The sequence below is a fragment of the Acinetobacter sp. YH12241 genome (genome assembly GCF_013417535.1).
GTDB lineage: Bacteria > Pseudomonadota > Gammaproteobacteria > Pseudomonadales > Moraxellaceae > Acinetobacter.
This window is the reverse complement of sequence record NZ_VPDQ01000004.1, coordinates 105,478-128,718: the sequence shown is the minus strand read 5'-3', so window position 1 is coordinate 128,718 and position 23,241 is coordinate 105,478. Positions and strand designations below refer to the sequence as shown.

The 23,241-nt window shown below is 44.2% G+C and carries 26 protein-coding genes, 4 tRNA genes and 1 riboswitch; of the genes, 22 read left to right on the top strand and 8 right to left on the bottom strand.

Features of this window, described 5'->3' with window-relative positions:
- Window positions 1-119 precede the first annotated feature (119 nt).
- Window positions 120-2,024 (top strand): DNA primase, encoded by a 1,905-nt coding sequence (locus FTV18_RS03985; protein WP_180016904.1) that lies wholly within the window; start codon window positions 120-122, stop codon window positions 2,022-2,024.
- Between the two features lie 71 nt (window positions 2,025-2,095).
- On the opposite strand, the gene hemA is transcribed toward FTV18_RS03985, so the two are convergent.
- Window positions 2,096-3,379: a glutamyl-tRNA reductase gene (gene hemA / locus FTV18_RS03980; protein ID WP_180016902.1), complete on the bottom strand. Its 1,284-nt coding sequence runs from the start codon at window positions 3,377-3,379 to the stop codon at window positions 2,096-2,098.
- Between the two features lie 78 nt (window positions 3,380-3,457).
- Between hemA and FTV18_RS03975 the strand changes: the two genes are divergently transcribed.
- The 11 genes from FTV18_RS03975 to panD all read left to right on the top strand — a co-directional run bounded on the left by FTV18_RS03975 (window position 3,458) and on the right by panD (window position 9,555).
- Window positions 3,458-5,161 (top strand): tetratricopeptide repeat protein, encoded by a 1,704-nt coding sequence (locus tag FTV18_RS03975; RefSeq protein ID WP_180016900.1) that lies wholly within the window; start codon window positions 3,458-3,460, stop codon window positions 5,159-5,161.
- Between the two features lie 16 nt (window positions 5,162-5,177).
- On the top strand, window positions 5,178-5,756 hold the full coding sequence (gene lolB, locus FTV18_RS03970; RefSeq protein WP_159123461.1) for a lipoprotein insertase outer membrane protein LolB: 579 nt from the start codon (window positions 5,178-5,180) through the stop codon (window positions 5,754-5,756).
- 21 nt (window positions 5,757-5,777) lie between these two features.
- Complete coding sequence (gene ispE / locus FTV18_RS03965) at window positions 5,778-6,608, top strand: 4-(cytidine 5'-diphospho)-2-C-methyl-D-erythritol kinase (RefSeq protein WP_180016911.1); 831 nt, start codon at window positions 5,778-5,780, stop codon at window positions 6,606-6,608.
- Window positions 6,607-6,681: transfer RNA gene (locus FTV18_RS03960), tRNA-Gln, on the top strand. Before ispE ends, FTV18_RS03960 begins: the two co-directional genes overlap by 2 nt.
- A gap of 26 nt (window positions 6,682-6,707) precedes the next feature.
- A tRNA-Gln gene (locus FTV18_RS03955) sits at window positions 6,708-6,782 on the top strand.
- Between the two features lie 20 nt (window positions 6,783-6,802).
- Window positions 6,803-6,877: transfer RNA gene (locus tag FTV18_RS03950), tRNA-Gln, on the top strand.
- Window positions 6,878-6,968: 91 nt separating this feature from the next.
- A tRNA-Gln gene (locus FTV18_RS03945) sits at window positions 6,969-7,043 on the top strand.
- Window positions 7,044-7,079: 36 nt separating this feature from the next.
- Window positions 7,080-8,033 (top strand): ribose-phosphate pyrophosphokinase, encoded by a 954-nt coding sequence (locus FTV18_RS03940; protein WP_004784839.1) that lies wholly within the window; start codon window positions 7,080-7,082, stop codon window positions 8,031-8,033.
- 100 nt (window positions 8,034-8,133) lie between these two features.
- Window positions 8,134-8,430 carry a 50S ribosomal protein L25 gene (gene rplY / locus FTV18_RS03935; RefSeq protein ID WP_004784841.1) on the top strand — a complete coding sequence of 99 codons (297 nt, stop codon included), beginning with the start codon at window positions 8,134-8,136 and terminating at the stop codon, window positions 8,428-8,430.
- Between the two features lie 19 nt (window positions 8,431-8,449).
- Complete coding sequence (gene pth / locus FTV18_RS03930) at window positions 8,450-9,031, top strand: aminoacyl-tRNA hydrolase (protein ID WP_180010592.1); 582 nt, start codon at window positions 8,450-8,452, stop codon at window positions 9,029-9,031.
- A gap of 143 nt (window positions 9,032-9,174) precedes the next feature.
- Complete coding sequence (gene panD, locus FTV18_RS03925; RefSeq protein ID WP_004784844.1) at window positions 9,175-9,555, top strand: aspartate 1-decarboxylase; 381 nt, start codon at window positions 9,175-9,177, stop codon at window positions 9,553-9,555.
- Between the two features lie 67 nt (window positions 9,556-9,622).
- Here the strand turns inward: panD and FTV18_RS03920 are convergent, their stop codons facing one another.
- Complete coding sequence (locus FTV18_RS03920) at window positions 9,623-10,186, bottom strand: GDYXXLXY domain-containing protein (protein ID WP_159123458.1); 564 nt, start codon at window positions 10,184-10,186, stop codon at window positions 9,623-9,625.
- A complete protein-coding gene (locus tag FTV18_RS03915; protein WP_180016897.1) occupies window positions 10,183-11,988 on the bottom strand; it encodes a DUF2157 domain-containing protein in 1,806 nt (601 codons plus the stop codon). The genes FTV18_RS03920 and FTV18_RS03915 overlap by 4 nt, the downstream gene beginning before the upstream one ends.
- Before the next feature lie 171 nt (window positions 11,989-12,159).
- Window positions 12,160-12,316, top strand: a riboswitch (FMN riboswitch).
- Window positions 12,317-12,422: 106 nt separating this feature from the next.
- Here FTV18_RS03915 and ribB point away from each other — a divergent pair.
- Window positions 12,423-13,082 carry a 3,4-dihydroxy-2-butanone-4-phosphate synthase gene (ribB, locus tag FTV18_RS03910; protein ID WP_180010586.1) on the top strand — a complete coding sequence of 220 codons (660 nt, stop codon included), beginning with the start codon at window positions 12,423-12,425 and terminating at the stop codon, window positions 13,080-13,082.
- 65 nt (window positions 13,083-13,147) lie between these two features.
- Here the strand turns inward: ribB and FTV18_RS03905 are convergent, their stop codons facing one another.
- From FTV18_RS03905 to FTV18_RS15675, 3 genes are read right to left on the bottom strand one after another with little or no spacing between them, the layout of a single operon-like run.
- Complete coding sequence (locus FTV18_RS03905; protein ID WP_180010584.1) at window positions 13,148-13,759, bottom strand: LysE family translocator; 612 nt, start codon at window positions 13,757-13,759, stop codon at window positions 13,148-13,150.
- A 45-nt stretch (window positions 13,760-13,804) separates the two neighbouring features.
- Entirely contained in the window at window positions 13,805-14,290 is a 486-nt protein-coding gene (locus FTV18_RS03900) for a DUF1289 domain-containing protein (protein ID WP_179992824.1), read from the bottom strand.
- Window positions 14,291-14,293: 3 nt separating this feature from the next.
- Window positions 14,294-14,422, bottom strand: a complete 129-nt coding sequence (locus FTV18_RS15675) for a hypothetical protein (RefSeq protein WP_257218376.1) — start codon at window positions 14,420-14,422, stop codon at window positions 14,294-14,296.
- A gap of 56 nt (window positions 14,423-14,478) precedes the next feature.
- On the opposite strand from FTV18_RS15675, the gene FTV18_RS03895 reads away from it, so the two are divergent.
- The 4 genes from FTV18_RS03895 to FTV18_RS03880 all read left to right on the top strand — a co-directional run bounded on the left by FTV18_RS03895 (window position 14,479) and on the right by FTV18_RS03880 (window position 17,060).
- Window positions 14,479-15,411 (top strand): rhodanese-related sulfurtransferase, encoded by a 933-nt coding sequence (locus FTV18_RS03895; RefSeq protein WP_159123453.1) that lies wholly within the window; start codon window positions 14,479-14,481, stop codon window positions 15,409-15,411.
- A 206-nt stretch (window positions 15,412-15,617) separates the two neighbouring features.
- Complete coding sequence (locus FTV18_RS03890; protein ID WP_159123452.1) at window positions 15,618-15,896, top strand: FUSC family protein; 279 nt, start codon at window positions 15,618-15,620, stop codon at window positions 15,894-15,896.
- A gap of 88 nt (window positions 15,897-15,984) precedes the next feature.
- Window positions 15,985-16,602: a DedA family protein gene (locus FTV18_RS03885; RefSeq protein WP_159123451.1), complete on the top strand. Its 618-nt coding sequence runs from the start codon at window positions 15,985-15,987 to the stop codon at window positions 16,600-16,602.
- 29 nt (window positions 16,603-16,631) lie between these two features.
- Complete coding sequence (locus FTV18_RS03880) at window positions 16,632-17,060, top strand: ABZJ_00895 family protein (RefSeq protein WP_166137855.1); 429 nt, start codon at window positions 16,632-16,634, stop codon at window positions 17,058-17,060.
- A gap of 87 nt (window positions 17,061-17,147) precedes the next feature.
- Here the strand turns inward: FTV18_RS03880 and FTV18_RS03875 are convergent, their stop codons facing one another.
- Entirely contained in the window at window positions 17,148-17,672 is a 525-nt protein-coding gene (locus FTV18_RS03875) for a YecA family protein (protein WP_004784868.1), read from the bottom strand.
- A 71-nt stretch (window positions 17,673-17,743) separates the two neighbouring features.
- Entirely contained in the window at window positions 17,744-17,950 is a 207-nt protein-coding gene (locus tag FTV18_RS03870; RefSeq protein WP_004784869.1) for a PA3496 family putative envelope integrity protein, read from the bottom strand.
- Window positions 17,951-18,323: 373 nt separating this feature from the next.
- Here FTV18_RS03870 and rpoD point away from each other — a divergent pair, with 373 nt between their 5' ends.
- From rpoD to FTV18_RS03845, 5 genes are all read left to right on the top strand, one after another.
- Window positions 18,324-20,210 carry an RNA polymerase sigma factor RpoD gene (gene rpoD, locus FTV18_RS03865; protein WP_004784872.1) on the top strand — a complete coding sequence of 629 codons (1,887 nt, stop codon included), beginning with the start codon at window positions 18,324-18,326 and terminating at the stop codon, window positions 20,208-20,210.
- A 107-nt stretch (window positions 20,211-20,317) separates the two neighbouring features.
- Window positions 20,318-20,605, top strand: a complete 288-nt coding sequence (locus FTV18_RS03860; protein WP_004784874.1) for a YbeD family protein — start codon at window positions 20,318-20,320, stop codon at window positions 20,603-20,605.
- A gap of 163 nt (window positions 20,606-20,768) precedes the next feature.
- Entirely contained in the window at window positions 20,769-21,428 is a 660-nt protein-coding gene (lipB, locus tag FTV18_RS03855) for a lipoyl(octanoyl) transferase LipB (RefSeq protein ID WP_159123448.1), read from the top strand.
- 74 nt (window positions 21,429-21,502) lie between these two features.
- Window positions 21,503-22,036, top strand: coding sequence for a hypothetical protein (locus FTV18_RS03850; protein ID WP_159123447.1), 534 nt, complete (start codon window positions 21,503-21,505; stop codon window positions 22,034-22,036).
- Window position 22,037: 1 nt separating this feature from the next.
- Complete coding sequence (locus FTV18_RS03845; protein ID WP_180016895.1) at window positions 22,038-23,222, top strand: iron-containing alcohol dehydrogenase; 1,185 nt, start codon at window positions 22,038-22,040, stop codon at window positions 23,220-23,222.
- Window positions 23,223-23,241: the final 19 nt, after the last annotated feature.

The following is a 23,241-nucleotide window of genomic DNA, read 5'->3' as shown; positions in this document are numbered from 1 at the left end:
ACAAATTGTGCAAACAGGTTATACCAATTAATTCATTTATAGCGTTGGATGAATCATCCTACTCTTAATTTTCAATGATTTAACACCTAAATAACGCAGCACGAGAAGCTTAGCAAACCATGGCCATTCCTCAGCATACGATTGATCAGATTCTCGATCGCACCGATATTGTCGATGTGATTGGTCAATACGTGAAACTAAAAAAAACTGGCCGTACTTATTCGGGCTGTTGCCCTTTCCATCAGGAAAAATCGCCTTCTTTCCACGTCTACCGTGACAAGCAGTATTTCCACTGCTTTGGCTGTCAGGCCAATGGTAATGCCATTCGCTTTTTAATGGATATTGGCAGCCGCAATTTCATTGAAGTGATGAAAGATCTGTCCAGCCAGACCGGAATTGAACTGCCTAAAGACAATAAAGATTCCAACCGCTTAAAATACAAACGCGAAGCTAAACCAAAACCGGTTGCAGCATCACCAGCAAAAACTGCGGATACATCTACAAATCCGACGCCTGAACAGTCTGCTTATTTTGATCCATTTGCTGAAATTCAGACACCTGAAGCTGAATTTTATACAGATGATCCTTTTGCTGCTTTTGAGCAAATGCCTACAGCAGAAGCACAAGCAGATGGCAACTTATATGACTTGCTGGAAAATATTGCGCAGTTTTATGAGCGTCAGCTACCCAACAGTCCAAGTGCCCAGCAATATTTTAAACAGCGTGGTCTGACCGCAGAAACGATTGCCTACTGGCGACTCGGTTATGCACCGGAAGACTGGCAGCATCTGGAAAAAGCCTTCCCGCAGGATATTGAAGGTCTCAAACTTTTAGGTCTGATTCGTACCAGCGACAGTGGCCGGGATTTTAACCTACTCCGTGACCGTGTCATTTTTCCGATTCGGGATAGTAAAGGCCGTGTGGTCGGTTTTGGTGGTCGTGCACTAAATGACGAAATTAAACCAAAATACATCAACTCACCCGATTCAGAAGTTTTCCATAAAAACCAGTTATTGTATGGGCTGTATGAAGGTCGCAAGCAGAAAGCTCAAGACTGGCTGATGGTGGAAGGCTATATGGATGTCATTGCCTTGCAGCAATATGGCATTCATGGTGCAGTGGCTACTTTGGGAACAGCAAGTAATACTGATCACCTAAATATTCTGTTCAAGCAGAATAACCGGATTACCATTGCTTTTGATGGTGATGCGGCTGGACAAAAAGCGGCACGCCGTACTCTGGAAATTGCTCTACCCTTACTGAACGATGGGCGTGAGCTAAAATTCTTTGTTCTGCCGAATGACCATGACCCCGACTCCCTGATTCGTCGTGAAGGTATTGAAAATTTCCGCCGTCTGCTGGATCAGGCACCGTTGCTCTCTGACTTTGTCTTTGCCCATCTCACCCAGAACCACAACATTGCAACGCCTGAAGGTAAAAGTCAGGTGATGGGAGAGCTACGTCAGCTAACCGAATTATTGCCAAAAGCTGGCTCATTCCGTTATCTACTACAGCAGTTCTTTCGGGAAAAACTCGGTTTTAGCCGCAAATGGCAACCCAAAGTCAATAATGACGCCTCTCTAAGCTTTAGCACCAAAATTGATGCCGAAGAGTATGTCATTGCGATTCTGTTGAATCATCCATATCTGTATATTCATTTTGAACCATTACGCGCACTGGTCAGTGAAGATCAGCTGTTGTTCAAGATTCTGAATATATTGAATGTGATTTTTGATGAATTGCCGGATGATCCGGAATTGTCGACCTATTATGTACTCGGTGCCTGTGCTGCACATCATCATGAGTTACAGCATATCCTGCAACATGCCAATGTCAGTGATTACACCTCTTCTCCTGAGCAGGCAGACAAACTGGCGGCAGACTTCTCGATCAAGCTGCAATATCAGTGTCTACAACACAAATTAAAATCGAAAAAGTTTAGTAGCATCGCGGAGATGAAAAATCTCAAGATGCGGATTTATGAAATTGATAAAAAACGTTCCATGACCTTACTCGAAGATTAAAAATCATGAAAATAAAAAAGGCGTTTATTTTAAACGCCTTTTAAATATCGGAAAGTTATCCCGACATCATCTTAATGTTTAACCTTACGGCGATGCTGAACCACGTCCTGCAAACTGTTCTGTAGCATTTCAAAATAGCTTGGATCTTCAGCTTTGGCAGCTTCACGCAGCATGATTGAGGTCGGATGCAGAAGTTTTTGGGTCAAACGATGCGAAAATTCGGCCAATACTGTTTCAGCACTTTCACCTTTAGCGATGCGTTGCATAGCGGTTGCCAGTTCTTCCTGACGTAAGCTTTCCCCATAATCCCGGTAAGCATGAATCGTACTACCCGCCTCACTCACCTTCTGCTGGGTGATCAACTCAGTCGCCAGTTGATTGACCATCACTTCCGCTTCGACCGCTGCCTGACGACGCTGCGCCAGGTTTTCATCAATCACGCTTTGCAGATCGTCCACGCCATAGAGATAAACTCCATCCAGCTTTTCAACTTTTGGATCAATATCACGCGGTACAGCCAGATCGACCAACAGCATCTGCTGGTAACGGCGCTTCTTTAAGGCAGCTTTGACATCCGGATAGTGAATGACTTGATGCAAACTACCGGTACAACTAGAAATCACATCTGCACGATGCAGGTTTGCTGCCAGTTGATCAAAGTCAATAATTTCTACATCTGCACGGTGGGCAATTTCCTGCGCCAGATTCTCTGCACGAGCACGAGTCCGGTTACAGATAATGATTTTTCCGACGCCCATTTCTGCCAGATGTTTGGCCACCAGACTGTTCATTTCCCCGGCGGCTACCACCATCACAGTCAACTGCTCAGGTCGGCTAAACACTTGCAATGCTAATTGCGCGACTGCATAACCCATTGAGACTGCATGACTGCCGACTGCTGTTTCCGAGCGCACACGCTTAGCTGCATAAAAGGCATATTCAAAGATACGATTCAGGTTTTGCGAAACGGTTTTAGATTCTTTGGCAAGAGAGAGTGCGGTTTTGACCTGTCCCAGAATCTGCGGTTCACCAAGCATCAGGGAGTCGAGACCACTGGCGACACGCATCAGATGAGTGACGGCTTGCGCATTCTGATAGCAATAAACATGATTCTGTAATTGCTTGGGATCAATACCATTGGTCTGGGCGAGCCAGTTTAGCACCATGTCGACATTGTCCGACATCGCGTAAACTTCGGTCCGGTTACATGTAGACACCACCACCATATCATTCAGTACAGGGTGCTGGCTTTGCTCGGCAAGTAAAATGCTTAACTTTTCAGGGTTAAAAGCAATCTTTTCGCGCAGCTCTACAGAGGCAGTTTGATGGTTGACACCCAATGCAAAGAAAGACATATCAGGTCATCATTTCACTAAATTTATGCTATTGTGCAACATCGGTGTCATAAAAAGCATTACTTGGATAAAGAAAAATTGCGTCTAACAACTAGCCGTATAAACGGCCCTACCATTAAGCAATATTCTACCACATTCTTGCTGGTGGTTAGCATGGCTTCAACTGCTCATCTTTATGCAGCAGAAGCAGTTTACCATGCAAATCAAAATTATGATGCGATAAAACAAAGTATGATAGCCGAGTTCGCACTCGCCTATCGCGATATTCCAAACGCTTTACACAACTATACTGTGCTGGCCATTAAAAGCAATTCCACCGCGGTTAAACAGCGCGCACTCAATATCGCCCTCGAACATGAAGACCTGAATGCAGCGCTGGATATTTCTACCCACTGGGTCGTTCAAGAACCACAGGATGTGCCGGCATTATTCTATCTGGCGCATATTGCCTTAAAAGCGCATGAGTACGAACTGGCGGCAGAAACGCTGGAAAAGATCCTGAAAATTGATGATAACGCCGATCTGGAAGAAATTCTGGCCGGGATTGCCCCGGATGAGCCGGATGACCGTGAATATTTAATTCAGGCTCTAAGTACTAGCAAAGCCAAAGACAATCCTTCGATTCTGGTGCTGGTCGCCGGTCTGGAAGCACAAAAAGGTCAGCTAGAACAGGCTCTCAATACCATCAACCGCGCCTTAAAAAAACGTCCAAAGTCGACTGGTTATATCCTGATGAAAGCCAATCTGTTGGCGGCATTGGGTGATGATGCGGAAACGCTGAAATGGTACGAGAAAGCCAGTCGTAAACATCGCAACAACATGGATATACGTCTGGCTGAGGTCAAATACCTGATCAAGCTAAATGAAGCTGAAAAGGCCTTACAGAAACTAGAAACGATCCTGAAAAAATCACCACAACACGAAGAAGCACTGTTTATTGCCGGTCTGACCAGTATTGACCTGCAGCAATATGAACGAGCTGAAAAATACCTGGTTGAGCTCCGTTATTCGGCTCAGTACCAGAATGAAGCCTATTACTATCTGGCGGTCAATGCAGAACGCAAACAGCATTATGAAACCGCCAAGGCGTATTACCGCCTGGTGGATGGCAGCCTGTATACGGTCTCACGACGCAATATCATTGCGATCTTTGCCGAGCAGGATAAACTGCATGATGCACTGCGCTTTCTGACTCAGGAACGGGTCAATTATCCGCAACATGCCAGTTTCCTGTATCTGGCTCAAGCGGATATTCTGAAACGCATGAATAATAAGAACGCAGCGATCCGAATTCTGGAAGAAGCCAGCAAAAACCTGCCGGATGATCCGGAACTGGTCTATGCTCAAGTCTTGTTGTTAGATCCGCATGAAGATCGTGATCAACTGGATCAGTTGTTAAAAACCCTGCTTAAAATCGAACCGAATAGTCCAACCTATCTGAATGCTTATGCCTATACGCTGGCCCGTCAAAATCGCCATCTGGATGAAGCACGGCGCTATGCTGAACAGGCACTGGAATACGCACCAGAACAGGCTTCTATTCTGGATACCTATGGCTATATCTGTTATTTGCAGAATGACTTTGCTACGGCTGCCCAAGTGCTGCTTAAAGCCTATGAACTGAATCCAAGTGCGAAAATTGGCGTCCGTTATGCACGTTCGCTTTATATGAAAGGTGATCTACAACAATTCCATCAAGTGTTACAACAATTACAACAAAACCATCCAAATGACCCAGAATTAAACCAACTTAATTCGCTATTGTTAGCACCACAATCCTGAACGAGTCCATTCTTTTATGCGCAACATAAGTACTTTAGGCTGCTGTTTCCTTGCTTCTACTGCCCTATTCATGAGTGGTTGTCAGCAGATGGTGCAGCAAAAAGCGCCTGTCACGCCATCGGTACAGGCTGAAAACCAGTTCCAGCTGCAAGGTAAAATCGGGGTACGTACACCTCAGCAAAGCGGTAGCGCCTTTTTTACCTGGGTTCAGCAGCAAGAAGAATTTGATATTGAACTAACTGGTATCTTAGGTGCCGGAAAAACCCAGATTTCAGGTACTCCTGGCCAAGTGACTTTGAATAGTGCCAAAACCGGCCTGATCAAGGCAGCAACGGCAGAAGAACTATTGCAACGTGCAACCGGCTGGCAAGCCCCGATTAGTCATTTAGTTGATTGGGTACAGGCACGTCCCGCGACTCAATCTGCCCAGATCCAGAAAGACAGCTCACAGCGTATCAGCCAGATTATTGAACAAGGCTGGACGGTAGATCTGAGTTATAACCAGCAGGCAACTGTTCCAAACCGCTTGATTTTAAAGCAGTCACTTGAGAATGGGGGTGAAAACCGTATTACAATGGTGATTCAAAACCGTTAACTGGTCTGACGCAAGCTTATGATGATTCGTGTTCCCGCACCTGCAAAACTGAATTTGTTTCTCCATATCACCGGTCGCCGTCCGGATGGTTATCACGAGCTGCAAAGTATCTTTCAGTTGATAGATTTGTGTGACTGGCTAGAGTTTGAGCAAACAGATGATCAGCAGATTCAGATTGAAGGTTTGTCCTCAGTCGATCTGGAACAGAATCTCATCTATCGTGCAGCGCAGATTTTGCAGCCTTATACCAAAACGCCTTCTGGTCTGATCATTCGACTAGAGAAGAATATTCCCATGGGTGCAGGTCTTGGTGGTGGCTCATCCAATGCAGCAACGACCCTGATTGTGCTGAACCAGTTATGGCATTGTGGCTTAAATTCTGAGCAACTGGCAGAGCTCGGCGTCAAGCTGGGCGCGGATGTGCCTATTTTTGTTCATGGTCGCAATGCCTGGGCTGAAGGTATTGGTGAACACTTAACATTCATAGACTTAGATCAAAAACAGTTCATTGTGTTAAAACCTGACTGTTTTATCAGCACTCAACAGCTTTTTTCACAAAAAACGTTGACAAGAGACACGAAGCCCTCTAAATTTTGCGCCTATCAGATAAAGCCATCTGATTTCGGAAATAACTTTGAGCCAGTGGCAAGAAGCCTATATCCAGAAGTCGATGAGGCAATGCAATATCTCGATCAATTCGGTGTTGCAAAGCTTACAGGTACAGGTGCTTGTGTTTTTATCGAAGCAACTGATGATATGAATGTGACCGACATTCTTGAGAATGCACCATGTAAATCTTACTTGGTGAACAGTCTACAAGAATCGCCATTACATCATTTCAAGGTTCAATAGGGGTATCGCCAAGTGGTAAGGCACCGGGTTTTGATCTCGGCATCCGTTGGTTCGAATCCAGCTACCCCTGCCATTATTCACCTGTAGATGTACTGTATTAGGGGTATCGCCAAGTGGTAAGGCACCGGGTTTTGATCCCGGCATCCGTTGGTTCGAATCCAGCTACCCCTGCCATCTTACAGTTCATCAAATCTAGGGGCGTCGCCAAGTGGTAAGGCACCGGGTTTTGATCTCGGCATCCGTTGGTTCGAATCCAGCCGCCCCTGCCATTTTCTCGAAAAAAGACAGAACATCATTTGCTGTAAGACTGTTAATTTACCTTGACACAATACCGCAAAAATATTAAAGTTCTGCCGCATTAGGGGTATCGCCAAGTGGTAAGGCACCGGGTTTTGATCCCGGCATTCGTTGGTTCGAATCCAGCTACCCCTGCCATCTACTTCCATACATACCAACCGCCAAGGGTGCTTCATGCCCAATCTTGTCGTTTTTAGTGGAACCGCGCATCCACAATTCGCTCAAAAAGTCGTAAGTCACTTACATATTCCTCTAGGCGCTGCCTCTGTAGGCCAGTTCTCTGATGGCGAAATCGCTGTTGAGATCACTGAAAATGTTCGTGGTAAAGACGTATTCATCGTACAACCTACTTGTGCACCGACCAACGATAACCTGATGGAAATCCTGGTTATGGCTGACGCGTTACGCCGTGCAAGTGCTGGTCGTATTACTGCCGTGATTCCTTACTTCGGTTATGCCCGTCAAGACCGTCGTCCCCGTTCAAGCCGTGTGCCGATTACTGCAAAAGTTGTTGCAGATATGCTGACCACTGTAGGTATTGACCGTGTGGTGATGATTGACCTTCACGCTGACCAGATCCAAGGTTTCTTCGATATTCCTGTAGACAACATCTACGGTACGCCAGCCCTGCTTGCTGATTTACGCCAACAACAGCATCATAACCTGATGGTTGTTTCTCCTGACGTAGGTGGTGTAGTTCGTGCTCGTGCTGTTGCGAAACAGATGGGTGATATCGACCTGGCGATCATCGATAAACGTCGTCAAAAAGCGAATGAATCACAAGTGATGCATTTGATTGGTGATGTGAAAGATCGTGACTGTGTGATCGTTGATGACATGGTGGATACTGCTGGTACGCTTTGTAAAGCTGCTGATGCGTTGAAAACTTTCGGTGCCCGCAAAGTAGTTGCTTACGCGACTCACCCAGTATTATCTGGTAAAGCACTTGAAAATCTGAAAAATTCTGTGATCGATGAGTTGGTAGTTACTGACACCATCCCTCTTTCAGAAGAAGCTTTAGCTCTTGGCAAGATTCGCCAGGTTTCAGTTGCAAGCATGGTTGCTGAAACAATTCGTCGTATCAACAACGAAGAATCTATTAGCGCAATGTTCGATTCTTATCTATAATAGTGCGCTGAATTTCCAAAGCCCTGCCATTTGGCGGGGCTTTCTATCACCGGATCGGTCGCAGGTCCGGTTCATTTAAAACTTAAATAGGATGTCTATCATGGCAAACTTCGTATTAAACGCAGAAGCACGTGAAGTAGCACAACAAGGGAAAGGTTCGAGCCGCCGCCTTCGTCATGCTGCTAAAGTTCCAGCGATCATCTATGGTGGCGAAGCTGCTCCTGTAGCTGTTTCTCTTGAACTTCGTCAGCTTGTTAAATTCTTAGAAAGCAACTCATTCTTCGAAGAAGTAATCGAAATTGATGTAAACGGTAAAGTTGAAAGCGTTAAAATCCAAGCGTTACAACGTCACCCAGCTAAAAACACTCCAATGCACGCTGACTTCAAACGCGCATAAGTGTTAATGGTGTAGATTAGTGTCAAATATTTCACTGATTGTAGGTTTGGGCAACCCAGGTTCTGAGTATGCTCAAACCCGCCATAATGCAGGCTTCTGGTTTGTAGAACGCCTTGCAGATCAATATGGCATTAACCTTAAAAAAGACCCTAAATTCAATGGATTCAGCGGTCGTGGCAATATCGAAGGTCAAGACGTCCGTCTCCTTCTACCTACAACATTCATGAACCTTTCCGGTAAAAGTGTTGTTCCTTTCGCCAAATTCTACAATATCGCACCCGAATCAATCCTGATTGCCCATGATGAACTGGATATGAATCCAGGCATTATTCGCCTGAAAACTGGCGGTGGTCATGGTGGACATAACGGTTTACGCGATATCGTGCCGCATATCGGTCCGAACTTTCATCGTCTACGCATTGGTATTGGTCACCCAGGTTCTAAACACCGTGTTTCTGGTCATGTCCTGAGTAAAGCACCAAGCAGTGAACAAGAGTTAATGGACGATGCAATTGCCCATGCACTTGCTCGCGCCAAAATGCTGGTGAACGGTGAAGTACAACAGGCAATGAATCAAATCAATGCTTATAAACCGAACTAAACATTCATAAATTGCTGGACAATTCCGCTTGCCTTGCTGGCCATTTAGGCGCAAAATGCGCAAGCCTACCCACTTATCCAGTGTCGTAGAAATTGATTCAACCATAAGATCAAAGTCTTAGGTCAACTAAGGGGACGCTAGCCATGCTATCTCGTTTATTAAAATGCAAAATTCATCGCGCTTTTGTTACACATGCAGAATTACACTATGAAGGTTCATGTGCAATTGATGGCGTTTTGATGGATCTAGCTGGCATTCGTGAATACGAAGAAATTCATGTCTGGAACGTGACCAATGGTAAGCGTTTTACTACTTATGCCATTCGTGGTGAAGATAATTCAGGGATTATTTCTGTGAATGGTGGTGCTGCGCACCAGGCTGATGTTGGTGATATCGTGATTATCGCAACATTTGGTGATTTCACTGAAGCCGAAGCCAATGCTCATAAACCACGTCTGGTTTATGCCAACCCGGATAACACTGTGAATCACACTGCAAATTGCATTCCGGTACAGGTTGCCTAAGCTGGTTCAACAAGATTCTCAAAAGCTCGCTTCTCGCGGGCTTTTTTATGGGCTGATTAAAATAAAACTAACGCCCCTGCCACCAGCTTTTTCGGTTCTCACAGTTTAAGGACTTAAGATTTTGATCTACCAGGTCAGCCAACAAAGTTTCTCCATTTTCTTTTAGCTTTAATTCGGCGAATTTAGCATTACGATAACAAGGCTCAAGTCCCTCAGCGAACATAAAACTGTTGGCAGCCGGATATAAGCCTTCAAAGGTATTCCGTGGATTTTTCAGGATTAGTCGCGCTGAGCGTGGCTGATCCAGCGCACTTCGATTAAAACTGGTTTTGACAACTCTTCTTTGCTCATCAAGCTGTACATAGCTTAGTACACGGGACTGGTTTTCAAAATCTTGAATACTGATTTTAGGTTCTGATTGTTCTGATCTATTCTCCGCTGCTAGTGCACTAAAATGCAGATCATAATTCAGCGCCATATAATCGCCTTGCAGAATTGATCGCGGATCTACTGGTGCCAGCTCCACATAAATACTTTGGCTATCTCGAAGATGCCATTCATGTTGCGCAATCAATCCACAAAATAAGGCAATACTGAAAATAGCCAGATGCAAAGGAAGAAACTTTTTCATCTTGCCTCTCCTTGCTCATGTTGTAGTTTTGACCCCTTTAAAATATAGGCCAGCAACAAGACCAGTATCCCTGAAGCAAAGATACTGATGCTTTTTAATAGGAAGCTTAAGCCCAGATTGTAATACAGCATCCATAGCCAGAAGATCAGCAATAAAATGGTAAGTGCCTGTATAAGTCGTTGCTGATAGACCACTGCCCACGCCATAAGCAGCATAATAATAAAAATCTCAAAATAGCCCAACAGAATGAGTAAGATGCCAAATATAGGAATCAGCCAGAGCCATTTTTCATAAAATTGCTGCCAGTTTTGCCAGATAAAACCAAGCAACAATAAGCTCGGAAGAACATAAAACAGCAGAACGTGGTCAAGGCTGATCTGCCCGATGCCCTGCCAGTGCTCTAATCCAGTCACAGATTGAACCACGGCTGAACCTGTCAGCATAGCAATGATCCAGAGCAGAATACTTTTCTGATAAATTGAGGACTGCCAATATCTAGCGGTTAGAATTAGCCCGATAAAAATGACATAGTTCAAGCTTAGGGCAAGCGTGATTACAATATCATCATGCTTAAAGGAATTCTCTAATGCCAAAACCACAATTGCTAAAGCATGAGCTATCAAGAGCTGTAAGGTTAGAATGAACCAGTGCATCCGTTTGATCACAGTCAGAGCCAGCATCATTAATTGCAACAGCCACACTATAAACAGACTATCGGTGAGCAGTTCCGTATGAATTAATACCGCAGCTTGCCCGCAAACCCAAAGACAATAGGCAAACTGACGTAGAAATATGGAATTCTTTTGACTTAATAATTTCCAAGCGATGCCAATAAAAATGAGACCTAAAACAATTGAAACTGCTTTCCAATAGGTCAGTAATAAGACTGCCAGAATAATTCCAGCTATCCATGCACCAAGTGCCAAAGGAATGACGGAGAATTTGGTTTGTGGAAAAATTTTCTTTAGGGCAAAACTGATCAGCGCAAACCAGCCAAAGATCAGCATTGCCAAGATAAATAAGCCCGCTGCTGAATTGGTAAGCTGATCGTCCACCAGTTCAAACAGCCATAGGCTCAAACTGGCAGCCAAGCCTGCAATCAGTAAAATGGTTTCTAGTGCCTGATGCTTACGATAAAAATAAAATGCAGCCCCTGCTGGTAGAACAACTGAAGAAGCCAGATAGATCAGCTGAAAATGATGGGTAAACTGCATCATACTGCTGATCGAAATCATGATAATGAATGCAATAAACAGATATCGCAGTAACGAATAATAACGTATGGCAAAGGCAAAGCTGATGGCCGTCAGTAGATTCAAAGTCAGTAGATATAATCCTTCTGCCCGTATCATCCAGAAACTTTGCTTAAAGTAAAAATACAATGCCAGCTGACTGACCACACAAAGCATGGCAAAAACCCCGATATTTGGTCGATATAGCCACGGCAACAGCAATACGGCCCAGAGCAGAAATAACTGATAACTATCCGCACCAGTCTGATAGATCTGCCCAATCACCACCAGACTTAAGCCCAGCATCAGGCCAGATACAGTATCCAGACTCTGTCTGATCCATTCCCGCTGATTAAAGTAAATGCTGGCTATTGCACTACAGAGTAAAACCAGCATTGGAATTGCTAACTGTACCTGATTCGGTAGCATCCACCAGTTCGCAGCCATTAAATACAGCAAACTGACTGCAATCAGCGCAACGCCCAAAATATTGAGATAACGCAAAACCTTTGCATCACAAAACAGCAAGGGAGAAAATGGATTATTATGGATCAGCTCGGTTTTCTTCATTGTCAGAATGATTGATCAATTTCTATTGTTAATAGCAACATAACATGTTTCCAGTTTTTTGCTAAAGGACTGTAGTAATTCAGATAATCTGTTTTGCTTATCTGAAATTCTGCAAATTCGTGACTGGCCAAACTATCCCATCTTTTAAAAATCAGGACTATAATGGCCCTACATCGCTTCAGGGCGGGGTGAGATTCCCCACCGGTGGTAATTTCAGGGTAGTAAATCTCTATTCCTAAATCAGCCCACGAGCGGTCAATTTCGATTGATCTGCAGATCTGGTGCAAATCCAGAGCCGACGGTATAGTCCGGATGAAAGAAGACGAAAGCAGTACACCCTGTTTTATGCCTGGCATGAAACTGTTTTGCTATAAGCCTATTTTCACTATGTCCTGAAATGTTCAATCGTACTTTTACTTTACGTGAGCGTTTCAATGTCAAGTTTGATTCAACCCGAAATTTTCTTTTCCGCTTTAGCTCCCGCTGAACAGCGCATCCAACAAGCACTCGAGGACATCCGCCAAGGCAGACCTGTTCTGGTGATGGATGACTTTGACCGCGAGAATGAAGCCGACCTCATCATTGCAGCAGAGACTTTGACTGTAGAAACCATGGCTCGTATGATTCGTGATGGTTCCGGTATTGTGTGCCTATGTCTGACTGATGAACTGGCCAATCATTTAGAACTGCCACCTATGGTGCAGGATAACTCTAGCCAGTTTAAAACTGCATTTACTGTCACCATTGAAGCTGCGGAAGGTGTGACGACTGGTGTATCTGCCAAAGACCGTACCACCACGATTAAAGCAGCCATTAAAGACGGTGCTGTCGCCAGTGACCTGAACCGTCCAGGGCATGTCTTCCCTTTACGTGCACGTGAAGGTGGTGTGTTGACCCGTCGCGGCCATACCGAAGGTACGATTGATCTTGCGCGTTTAGCTGGCTTGAAACCTGCCGGTGTTCTGTGTGAACTGACTAACCCCGATGGCACCATGGCTTCTGGCATTCAGGTATTGTCTTATGCACAGACGCATCAGCTGACCGTGATTACCATTGATGAACTGGTGCGTTACCGCCAGCAGCACAATGTATAAGTATAAGATTTAAAGATAAAAAATCCCGGCTTAAGACCGGGATTTTTTATCTTATATAAATATTTTTAGATGAGTACAGATAATATTCCATAGACTGCGACTACCAATAAAATCAAACCGCACAAACCAAGCAAATACGGATACAACCTGGATTTAGCAAAGCCTTGAAAGCCTAAATAAACTAATGACAGGGTCAAAAAATCCAGGACAATCCAGCTGATCGTCAGAATAACCAAACTTAAATCCAGATTTGGCGTGATGCCAATAAACTGCGGGAAAAACGCAGCAAAGAAAATAATATCTTTGGGGTTGGAGATCCCCACCAGAAAACCGGTTCGGAAGCCACCCTGTACTGGCTGCAAGCCTTGTGAACTGGTTGAACCCTGCCCTTGCCAGACTTCCCGGAAAATCTGGATTCCCAGCCAGGCAATATATAAACAGCCAAGCAGCTTGATGCCATTCAGCCAGTTTTCATTAATGACCAATAAGCCTTTTAAGCTAAAAATAGATAAGGTGATCAATACCAGAGAAGCAAAATTCGTCCCGAAAATGGTCTGCAAAGCATGCTTATAGCCACCTTTCAGTCCAGCACTAGCGACCAGCAACATCACAGGCCCAGGTGTGGCAATCATGATAACGACGGCCAGACAATAGAGAATATATTCACTGATATTCATGCCATTTCCTCAGCTATCATGATTTTACTAAATAAAAAAGAGGACTTAGTCCTCTTCCTGCATATGAATCAAATGCTGACTGATCCCATCCGCCCGTAAAAAAGCCAGGTCATAACTGGCTTTGGCGAGTGCCAGTACCCGACGTTCGAATTCATCCCAAAGCGGGCGCACCTGTTTGTAATGAATGCCTAAACCGCTTTCATCAGTAAAATGACGATTCTTTTCACAGAGTTTTAAGGCATGGTAAAGCTTACGACCTTTAGTCGCATCTTCACGTAGACGCACCCGTTTAGACAGGACAAATGTTTCCACTTTGGCCAGATTCGCCATCGGCAGCATCGGGACCAAAATCTGATCTAGCTGTGCATCCAGCCGCTGCCAGACCGCAGTATGTTGATCTGCGTTATAACTATTCCAGTGAATCACTTCATGATTAAAACGGCGGCAACCACGACAGACCGCATCACCAAATACGGTTGAGCAACGCCCTGCGCAAGGGGTCAAAGATGCAATACGACGATCCGAACTCAAAACTTACTCCAACTGTGCTGCAACTTCCAGCATCTGCATCATTGCATCAAAATCCTGGGTCGGCATGACTATACACGCTCTCCCTATCGATTTGAAGTCCGTTAAAACCCGGCCTTTTACTCGCTTATTCATTCAAATCACGTTAAAATATGCGCCTTTCAAATTATCATGCTACGTTGGAGTATTCCATGAACGCTACTGTAGAACAGCTTGCACCTGTAGAACAGCAAGCGACGACTGGTTGGGTTGTTGCCGCACTTTATCAATTCAAAGAAGTTCAAGATCCTGCGGGTCTGCAACAACGTCTTTTAGAGTTGGTAAAAACCATCAACCTTTGCGGTACTCTAATTGTGGCAGGTGAAGGCATTAACGGGACTGTTGCGGGTAACCGTGAAGCCATCGACAAAGTACATCAGTTTCTGCTTGATGAAGGCTTCAACGAAATGGAATACAAAGAGTCGCATAGCTCTGACAAACCATTCCGTAAAATGAAGATCAAGCTGAAAAAAGAGATTGTGACTTTAGGTGTACCGGTTAAGCCACGTGATCTGGTTGGCCATTATCTTGATCCTAAAGAATGGAACGAGCTGATTGCACGTGATGATGTGATTCTGGTTGATACCCGTAATGATTACGAGTACAAAGCTGGTACCTTCAAAGGCGCAATCGATCCAAAAACTGAAACTTTCCGTGAATTCCCTGAATATGTGAAAAAGAACCTGGAACAGCACAAGGATAAGAAAATTGCCATGTTCTGTACCGGTGGTATTCGTTGTGAAAAATCAACTTCTTTATTGCTTCAGGAAGGCTTTAAAGAGGTGTATCACCTGAAAGGCGGTATTCTGAAATACCTAGAAGAAACTCCAGCTGAAGAAAGTCTTTGGGAAGGTGAATGTTTCGTATTTGATGGCCGTACTGCAGTTACACATGGTGTGGAAGAAGGTCAAAATACCAAATGTCATGCGTGTGGCTGGCCATTAACGCCTGAAGAGGCAGCGCTGCCAAGTTATGAACACGGCGTATCTTGTGTGTACTGCATCGATAAAACTACCGAGAAACAAAAAGAAGGTTTCCGTATGCGTCAATCGCAAATTCTGGCTGCAAAACGTAAACGTCTCTAATTCCAGTTTTGTAACTAAAAATATCTAAGCCCTCTTCGGAGGGCTTTTTGTTTACATAAGCATTACATCTGCAATAAAAAACTTACCAATCCCTTACCAAGAACAGCATATTTTTACAGCTAAGCTTGATAGTCTTTATATCACATTACTTTGTTACCATAAGTCTTTCATTATTAATTAATTTTTTAAATGAAAAGGAAAACAAAATGGCCAATTCACTTGCTCGGGATCCAGATAATATTGTTAGATTCCAACCTAAAGAAAATACAAAACTGGAACGTATTACCCAACTGACAGATGAGCTAGAAGCAGAATCACATCTGTTTATTGTGATCTTGGGAACTATCATTGGTGCCATTCTTGCCCTGTTTATTGGCTACCATATTGAGGCTACAGCAGCACACTATTTACTGCTCAGTGCTCTGCCAGTTTGCCTGGCTTACAGCTTACGTAAAGTTTACATTTATACCTTAACCCATAGTTAATCCACACTTGGCCATTTATATAACTTAACTTTACCCTCTTAAAAATACTGCTTAGGATACAAGCAGTATTTTTTATTTTGCCAATTTTATGAATCTGACTGAATGGATTATTTCTGTCATGGAACAGCTGGGCTACTGGGGCATTGCCTTGCTCATGTTTCTTGACAATGTCTTTCCCCCGATCCCCTCTGAAATTATTATGCCTTCTGCCGGCTATTCCGCATCTCAAGGAGAATTACTGCTGGTTGGAGTCATTATTGCAGGCAGTATCGGTTCGTTATTGGCAGCGGCATTGCTCTATTGGATTGGCTATAAATTTAACCACGACAGTATTTTCAGATTCATAGACCGATATGGAAAATTCTTGTTTATCAAATCTGAAGACGTGAAAAAATCTCTGGAATGGTTCGAGCAGTATGGACACCGGATTGTATTCTTTGGCCGGATGGTTCCGGCAGTACGTTCCCTCATCAGTATCCCGGCTGGCATGAGCCATATGCCTTTCTGGAAATTCATGTTCTATAGTGGACTAGGTACTGTTATCTGGACCACGTTCCTGGCCTGTGTCGGTTTTTATTTTGGTGAAAATCAGGAATTGATGCACAAAATCTTCAGTCAGGTCAGTTATGTGATTATTGCGATTGTCGTGATCATCATGGGCTGGGTTTTATACCGTAGACATCAACGTAAAAATCGTCCATCCTGAAGAGACCTCAGCATAAGGAGGCTAAAACGATGTCGCACTATCTTAAATATTTTGCCACCGTTTATCTGACTCTGGTCTTAATAGTCGGCATACTCATCTACGTGTTCAATCTGGGCGCCATTCTGCTGATTCCTGCCCTGATTGCCTCCGCCTTTCTCAGCGCCCGATACTTTGTGAAAAAAGAACTCCGACTACCCACCCAGGAAGAGAAAAGCAGACTGGTCTGGGGTTCCACGATTATTGCCATGACCTTTGGATTTATCTTTTTGTTTATAGTGATCTGGCTGCATCCACAGACGGAGGAAATCTATAGAAGGATGCCTTATACAGGACGCGGGCCAAATTCGTTTCTGGTAGCTGCAAGTATTGCCTTACATGCCTTGCTGTTGCATATCGCCTACAATGGCTATGCGCGTTATAGCTTGAGCAAGCGTACGGGTGCCGATCATAAACCTTAGACTAGGTAATTAACTAGTCCAAACGTTGTACAAAACACCTGAGCTAAAAAAAGCACCTGACGGTGCTTTTTCATGGCGGGGCATGACTTATTCTGGTGTGTGGTACATCAGATATAATTCATTCAAGTTTTCTGGAATCTCTTCTGCAAGCTCATCCATTAACTGACCATTGCGACGGAAAGATTCCATTTGCGGATCTTCTTCATCGATGCCACTGAATACCATAATTGGCAGCGTTAAATCGACCAACTGTTCTTCAAATTCTTCTGTAAACCAGGCTTCTTCGTTCAGGAACATGGCATCTACAAAGCCCACACTCCAGTCACCTAGACTTGATTCGGTATCTGCTTCTTCAATTTCAAATGGGAAAGTGATCCCTTCTTCATTGGCCAAGCTTTGACGGATTGACTCTAACCATGCTTTAACCTGATTGATGATTTCTGCAGGCACTTTTTTCTGGTTGCCTTCAAAAAGTTCATCCATCCATTTGTCAAATTGCGGGCCTACTGCGATAGCACATAAGAAACCATGAGTTGCCGCAAAATCCAGACCATACTCATTTTGGTCGCCGTCCAGATATTCACTCAACAGGTCTAAATCTAAAGCACTCATTTAACATCCAAACTTAGAAAACCGAAAGGATTAGCATAGCATTTATTCAGGCTATGCTAAATCTGAATTCGTTAATCTTCGTCGTCAAAGTCGTCATCATCGTCGAAGTCATAATCAAAATCTTTGAGTTCGCGTTCCAGACGGCGTTGCGAGAGCAGATCATCAATTAAACGACGTTTTTCCAACGACTCTTTCGCACTTAGCTTACTCGATGCCTCATCGAAATTAACATCATCATCACCGTAGCTATCATCTAGTTCAAAATCTGTCGAAGACACTAAAACTACCTCGTAGTGAAAAATGTAAATGGGTCTAGGCGCTATTTATCTTGCCTTTAAAAACTTGTCAAGTTTTATTTATATATTTTGTATGTTTATACTAGTTAGCTCTTGTTTTTCTACAGCATAATTGTGTATTTATTAGCTGGTTAGATAGTGAACGCTTTTTATCCCATGGATGAGGGACGTTTCTAAAATTAGATTGGGAAATACACTTGAAAAGATAAACTTAGACCCAATATCGATATTCAATTGTTATTCAAACATATTTATAAAATCATGCTTGACTGATCAATTCCAAAACTATTTCAGGTGAATTGTGCTATCATGCACGGTTTTTCACTGCCACAGATTCAACGAAGAGTAAGCAAAGATGAGCGATATGACTTCCCCTACTTCTCAAGTAGCGGCTCTGATTAGCCGAGGCAAAGAACAAGGTTACTTAACCTTCGCTGAGGTTAACGATCATCTCCCGGACTCCATCACAGAAAGCGAACAGATTGAAGATATCATTCAAATGCTGAATGATGTGGGTATTCCTGTCCATGATCGTGCGCCTGAATCTGATGATGCAATGTTCGAGGATACTGCAGAAGCTGCTGATGAAGTTGCAGAAGAAGAAGCTGCGGCTGTACTTGCATCTGTAGAAAACGAACCAGGTCGTACGACTGACCCTGTACGTATGTACATGCGTGAAATGGGTACCGTTGAACTTTTAACGCGTGAAGGCGAAATTAGCATTGCAAAACGCATTGAAGAAGGTATCCGAGACGTTCTTCACTCTATTGCTTACTGGCCGAATGCTGTAGAAGTTGTACTACAAGAATACAAAGATTATGAAGCTGGCGAACGCCGCCTTGCTGACATTCTGTCAGGTTATTTAGACCCTGAATCAGATGAAGAAATTCCAGAAGTGCTGGAAGAAGTCGCTGAAATCGAAGAAGATGAAGAAGCAACGACCAAGTCAACCAAAGATGTAAAACTGGATGATGACGAGGAAGATGAAGAGTCTGATAGCGATGACGATTCTGAAGGTGACTCAGGCCCAGATCCAGAAATTGCCAAAGTTCGTTTTGCCGAACTTTCAGATGCCTGGAAAAATACCAAAGCGGTACTGGAAAAACACGGCCGTAACAGCAAAGAAGCAGAAGAAGCACTTCAAGCGCTTGCAACTGTGTTCATGATGTTCAAGTTCACGCCGCGTTTGTTCGATATCATTTCTGAAATGATTCGTGGTACACATGACCAGATCCGTGGTGCAGAACGTGAAGTGATGCGTTATGCCGTCCGTCGTGGCCGTATGGACCGTACCCAGTTCCGTACTACTTTCCCGGGTCAGGAATCGAATCCAGCCTGGTTAGATGAGCAAATTGCGAAAGCGACTGCTGATCAGAAAGCTTATCTGGAAAAAGTACGTCCTGACGTATTGGCCTTCCAGCAAAAAATTGCAGATATCGAAAAAGATCTTGATCTTAAAGTTCGTGACATCAAAGACATTGCCAAACGTATGGCAGTCGGTGAAGCGAAAGCGCGTCGTGCCAAGAAAGAGATGGTTGAAGCAAACTTACGTCTGGTGATTTCGATCGCGAAGAAATATACCAACCGTGGTCTGCAGTTCCTAGATCTGATTCAGGAAGGTAACATCGGTCTGATGAAAGCGGTAGACAAGTTTGAATACCGTCGTGGTTACAAGTTCTCGACTTATGCCACCTGGTGGATTCGTCAGGCGATCACCCGTTCAATCGCGGATCAGGCACGTACCATTCGTATTCCAGTGCATATGATTGAAACGATTAACAAGATCAATCGTGTATCTCGTCAATTGCTTCAGGAAATGGGCCGTGAACCGACACCGGAAGAACTGGGCGAACGTCTGGAAATGGACGAAGTGAAGGTTCGTAAAGTACTGAAAATCGCTAAAGAACCGATTTCGATGGAAACACCGATCGGTGATGATGAAGATTCGCATTTGGGTGACTTCATTGAAGACAGCAACATCACTTCACCAGTGGATGCTGCTACTTCAGAAGGCCTGAAAGAAGCGACTCGCGAAGTACTGGAAAACCTGACTGAACGTGAAGCGAAAGTCCTGAAAATGCGTTTCGGTATCGACATGCCAACGGATCATACTTTAGAAGAAGTCGGCAAACAGTTCGACGTAACCCGTGAACGTATCCGTCAGATTGAAGCGAAAGCACTGCGTAAGTTACGTCACCCTTCCCGTTCTGAACACCTGCGTTCATTCCTGGAAAATGATTAAGATTTAATACAATTTTGGAGACTTGAAATTTCATCTCTCGTCTCCATTTTGTATTGCAATACACCCAAACGCCTGCGCTATGCAGGCGTTTCGAATAGGGGGACTACATGTTAGACCGCACACCATCTCGTGAACTCCGCGAAGATCTTTGGGTTTTTCCAATGGATTACCCAATCAAACTCATTGGCCTTGCAGGTGAAGAACTGCTGAATGCGGTCGTTGAGATTTTCACCAAACATTTTCCTGACTTTGATGGCGATAGCGTAAGCATCACTCCATCCCGTACTGGTAAATATCATTCGATCACTGCTCAGCTACGCTTCCTTGAACTGGAACAGGTGCATGCCGTATATGCTGATCTTGCAGCTTGCCCACTAATCAAGACTGCACTTTAAGATTATTCTGCTCCAACCTTGGCAAATTAAAAAACACGCTTTCGGGCGTGTTTTTTATGTGTGTGACTAGCTCACCAACAATTACTACGAATCTCTCCCCTATCTATTGCTGAAATCATTATAATTATTTGCAGTATGATCTAATTTTCTAAGGACGCACACTGTGACAGCTGCGGTTCAAAAACCCTCCCTGATTATCCGTCAATATAATAACCTGACTCCCTACGAAGACCGTTTTCTGGAAATGAAAAGCTTCACGGAAAACCGTGATGAAAATACGCCTGATGAGTTATGGATTTTGCAGCACCATGATGTACTGACCCAAGGTCAGGCCGGTAAACCGGAACATATCCTGATTCCAACTGATATTCCTGTCATTCAAACCGACCGTGGTGGTCAAGTCACCTGGCATGGTCCTGGTCAGCTCGTCGCATACTTTATGTTTGACCTGAACCGTCTGGGCTGGAATGTCCGTACATTGGTGTCTTATGCCGAAAACCTGATGATTGAACTACTTAAAAAGCATGAGATTGAAGCCTATGCCAAACCCGATGCTCCGGGCGTCTATGTGAATGAACGTAAAATTGGTTCTCTCGGCTTTAAAATCCGTAAAGGCCGTAGCTATCATGGCTTATCTTTAAATATTGATTGCGACCTGACTGGTTTCCATACCATCAACCCGTGCGGCTATGCAGGCCTGGAAATGGTGCGAATTAATGACCTCGTCAGCAACCCGCCAAAGTTTAATGACTTGTGTGTTGAAATTATTGAAACTTTAAGCAGCAGCGGTTACTTTAAGCAGGTGAACGTCGAGCAAAGATAAAGCCTTTGCATTTTAACAATAAATAAATTAGAGTAATTACTCTAAACCAATAATATCAAGATAGGGATCATCACGTGATTGCGACAAAATCCGTAAAACCCGCTTTGCAGCTTGCCTATGTCAAACTGATGATGGATATCATTGGCCGTGGCCTGGTCATGGCAAGTCAGGTAGACCCAGAAATCAAACAGGAAGTTGCCCAGTTTCCCGCCAATTTTAGGCTTTCAATGAATGTTTTTCCACATGGCCCGGCCTTCGTTGCCCGGGTCACGGAACAACATCAGCTGGAACTGGTCAAAGAAAGCAATATCAAGCCAGACCTGACCATTACCTTTAAGCATCTGCATCATGCCTTTCTGGTGTTTTCCTTTCAGGAAAGCACGTCTCAGGCCTTTGCCAATGACCGCATGATTGCCGATGGTGATATTTCCTATGCGATCCGTCTGGTACGTTGCCTGAACAAAATGGAAGCGCTGATCTTGCCGAAAATGGTGGCGCAACTGGCAGTAAAAGAATACCCGAATAATCTGGGACTCAAAGATAAAATCATGGAAGCGAGCAGCATCTACTTAAAAGTCGCTCAATCTTATTTGAAACGGAGTGTATAACATGGCAAAACCTTATTATGAATTTTTCTGCCCAGTCAAAGTAATTGCTGGTCATGCCGCGTTAGAACACATTCCTTTTGAATTGGCCACTTTAGGTGCCAAACGTCCACTGATCATTACCGATAAAGGTGTACGTGCCAATAACCTGCTGGCGCCGATTGAAGCTGCTTTTGAATCGACCGATGCCAAAATTGCAGCGATTTTCGATGATGTACCGCCAGATTCCAGTTTAGGTACAGTGCGCAGCGCAGCACAGCTTTATCGTGATCATGATTGCGATGCCATTATTGCTGTTGGCGGCGGTTCAGTGATTGATACCTCAAAAGCGACCAATATTTTGGTCTCTGAAGGTGGTGACGACTTACTCAAATATTTTGGTGCGCATAACCTGCCTAAACCGCTGAAGCCATTTTTCGTAATTCCTACGACTTCTGGTACCGGTTCTGAAGTGACCATGGTTGCTGTGGTATCGGATACCGAAAAGAATGTGAAAATGCCATTCGCATCTTATTATCTGATGCCGCATGCAGCGATTCTGGATCCACGTATGACTCAGACCCTGCCACCGCATCTGACTGCCATGACAGCCATGGATGCGATGACACATGCTGTAGAAGCCTACACCTGTATGGCAGCCAATCCAATTTCAGATGCTTATGCCACAGCTGCCGTGAAAAAGGTCAGTGCCAACCTGTTTAACGTACTCGACAACCCAACTGATGCCCAAGGTCGTCTGGAGCTGGCTCAGGCCTCTACCATGGCCGGAATTGCCTTCTCCAATTCAATGGTGGGTCTGGTGCACTCCCTTGGACATGCTCTAGGTGCAGTCGCGCATTTGCCGCATGGCCTATGTATGAATCTGTTCCTGCCTTATGTACTGGAATACAACAAGGAAGTGAATGGCGACAAGATTGCCGAGCTGCTGCTGCCATTGGCGGGTGCAGACATCTATGCACAAACACCAGCACACTTACGTGCAGACAAGACCATTGCTACAATTTTAACCATGCGTGATCGAATCTATAGCTTGACCAAATTACCGCGCACATTAAGTGAAACAGGTAAGATTTCTGAAGCACAGCTGGATGAAGTTGCTGAAAAAGCATTAAATGATGGTTCCATCATTTACAACCCAAAAGAAGCCAGTTTGGAAGATTTGAAATCTATCTTAAAAAAGGCTTGGTAATTACTGAAAAATAAGCCAA

What these genes read in the sequence shown, in the direction of transcription:
- FTV18_RS03845 (WP_180016895.1), top strand. Translation starts at nt 22,038, where the DNA reads ATGGCAAAACCTTATTATGAATTTTTCTGCCCAGTCAAAGTAATTGCT.
- FTV18_RS03885 (WP_159123451.1), top strand. Translation starts at nt 15,985, where the DNA reads ATGAATCTGACTGAATGGATTATTTCTGTCATGGAACAGCTGGGCTAC.
- FTV18_RS03860 (WP_004784874.1), top strand. Translation starts at nt 20,318, where the DNA reads ATGTTAGACCGCACACCATCTCGTGAACTCCGCGAAGATCTTTGGGTT.
- FTV18_RS03940 (WP_004784839.1), top strand. Translation starts at nt 7,080, where the DNA reads ATGCCCAATCTTGTCGTTTTTAGTGGAACCGCGCATCCACAATTCGCT.
- rpoD (WP_004784872.1), top strand. Translation starts at nt 18,324, where the DNA reads ATGAGCGATATGACTTCCCCTACTTCTCAAGTAGCGGCTCTGATTAGC.
- lolB (WP_159123461.1), top strand. Translation starts at nt 5,178, where the DNA reads ATGCGCAACATAAGTACTTTAGGCTGCTGTTTCCTTGCTTCTACTGCC.
- FTV18_RS03920 (WP_159123458.1), bottom strand. Translation starts at nt 10,186, where the DNA reads ATGAAAAAGTTTCTTCCTTTGCATCTGGCTATTTTCAGTATTGCCTTA.
- hemA (WP_180016902.1), bottom strand. Translation starts at nt 3,379, where the DNA reads ATGTCTTTCTTTGCATTGGGTGTCAACCATCAAACTGCCTCTGTAGAG.
- FTV18_RS03890 (WP_159123452.1), top strand. Translation starts at nt 15,618, where the DNA reads ATGGCCAATTCACTTGCTCGGGATCCAGATAATATTGTTAGATTCCAA.
- FTV18_RS15675 (WP_257218376.1), bottom strand. Translation starts at nt 14,422, where the DNA reads ATGAATAAGCGAGTAAAAGGCCGGGTTTTAACGGACTTCAAATCGATA.
- panD (WP_004784844.1), top strand. Translation starts at nt 9,175, where the DNA reads ATGCTATCTCGTTTATTAAAATGCAAAATTCATCGCGCTTTTGTTACA.
- FTV18_RS03880 (WP_166137855.1), top strand. Translation starts at nt 16,632, where the DNA reads ATGTCGCACTATCTTAAATATTTTGCCACCGTTTATCTGACTCTGGTC.
- FTV18_RS03895 (WP_159123453.1), top strand. Translation starts at nt 14,479, where the DNA reads ATGAACGCTACTGTAGAACAGCTTGCACCTGTAGAACAGCAAGCGACG.
- ispE (WP_180016911.1), top strand. Translation starts at nt 5,778, where the DNA reads ATGATTCGTGTTCCCGCACCTGCAAAACTGAATTTGTTTCTCCATATC.
- FTV18_RS03985 (WP_180016904.1), top strand. Translation starts at nt 120, where the DNA reads ATGGCCATTCCTCAGCATACGATTGATCAGATTCTCGATCGCACCGAT.
- rplY (WP_004784841.1), top strand. Translation starts at nt 8,134, where the DNA reads ATGGCAAACTTCGTATTAAACGCAGAAGCACGTGAAGTAGCACAACAA.
- FTV18_RS03875 (WP_004784868.1), bottom strand. Translation starts at nt 17,672, where the DNA reads ATGAGTGCTTTAGATTTAGACCTGTTGAGTGAATATCTGGACGGCGAC.
- FTV18_RS03915 (WP_180016897.1), bottom strand. Translation starts at nt 11,988, where the DNA reads ATGAAGAAAACCGAGCTGATCCATAATAATCCATTTTCTCCCTTGCTG.
- ribB (WP_180010586.1), top strand. Translation starts at nt 12,423, where the DNA reads ATGTCAAGTTTGATTCAACCCGAAATTTTCTTTTCCGCTTTAGCTCCC.
- FTV18_RS03905 (WP_180010584.1), bottom strand. Translation starts at nt 13,759, where the DNA reads ATGAATATCAGTGAATATATTCTCTATTGTCTGGCCGTCGTTATCATG.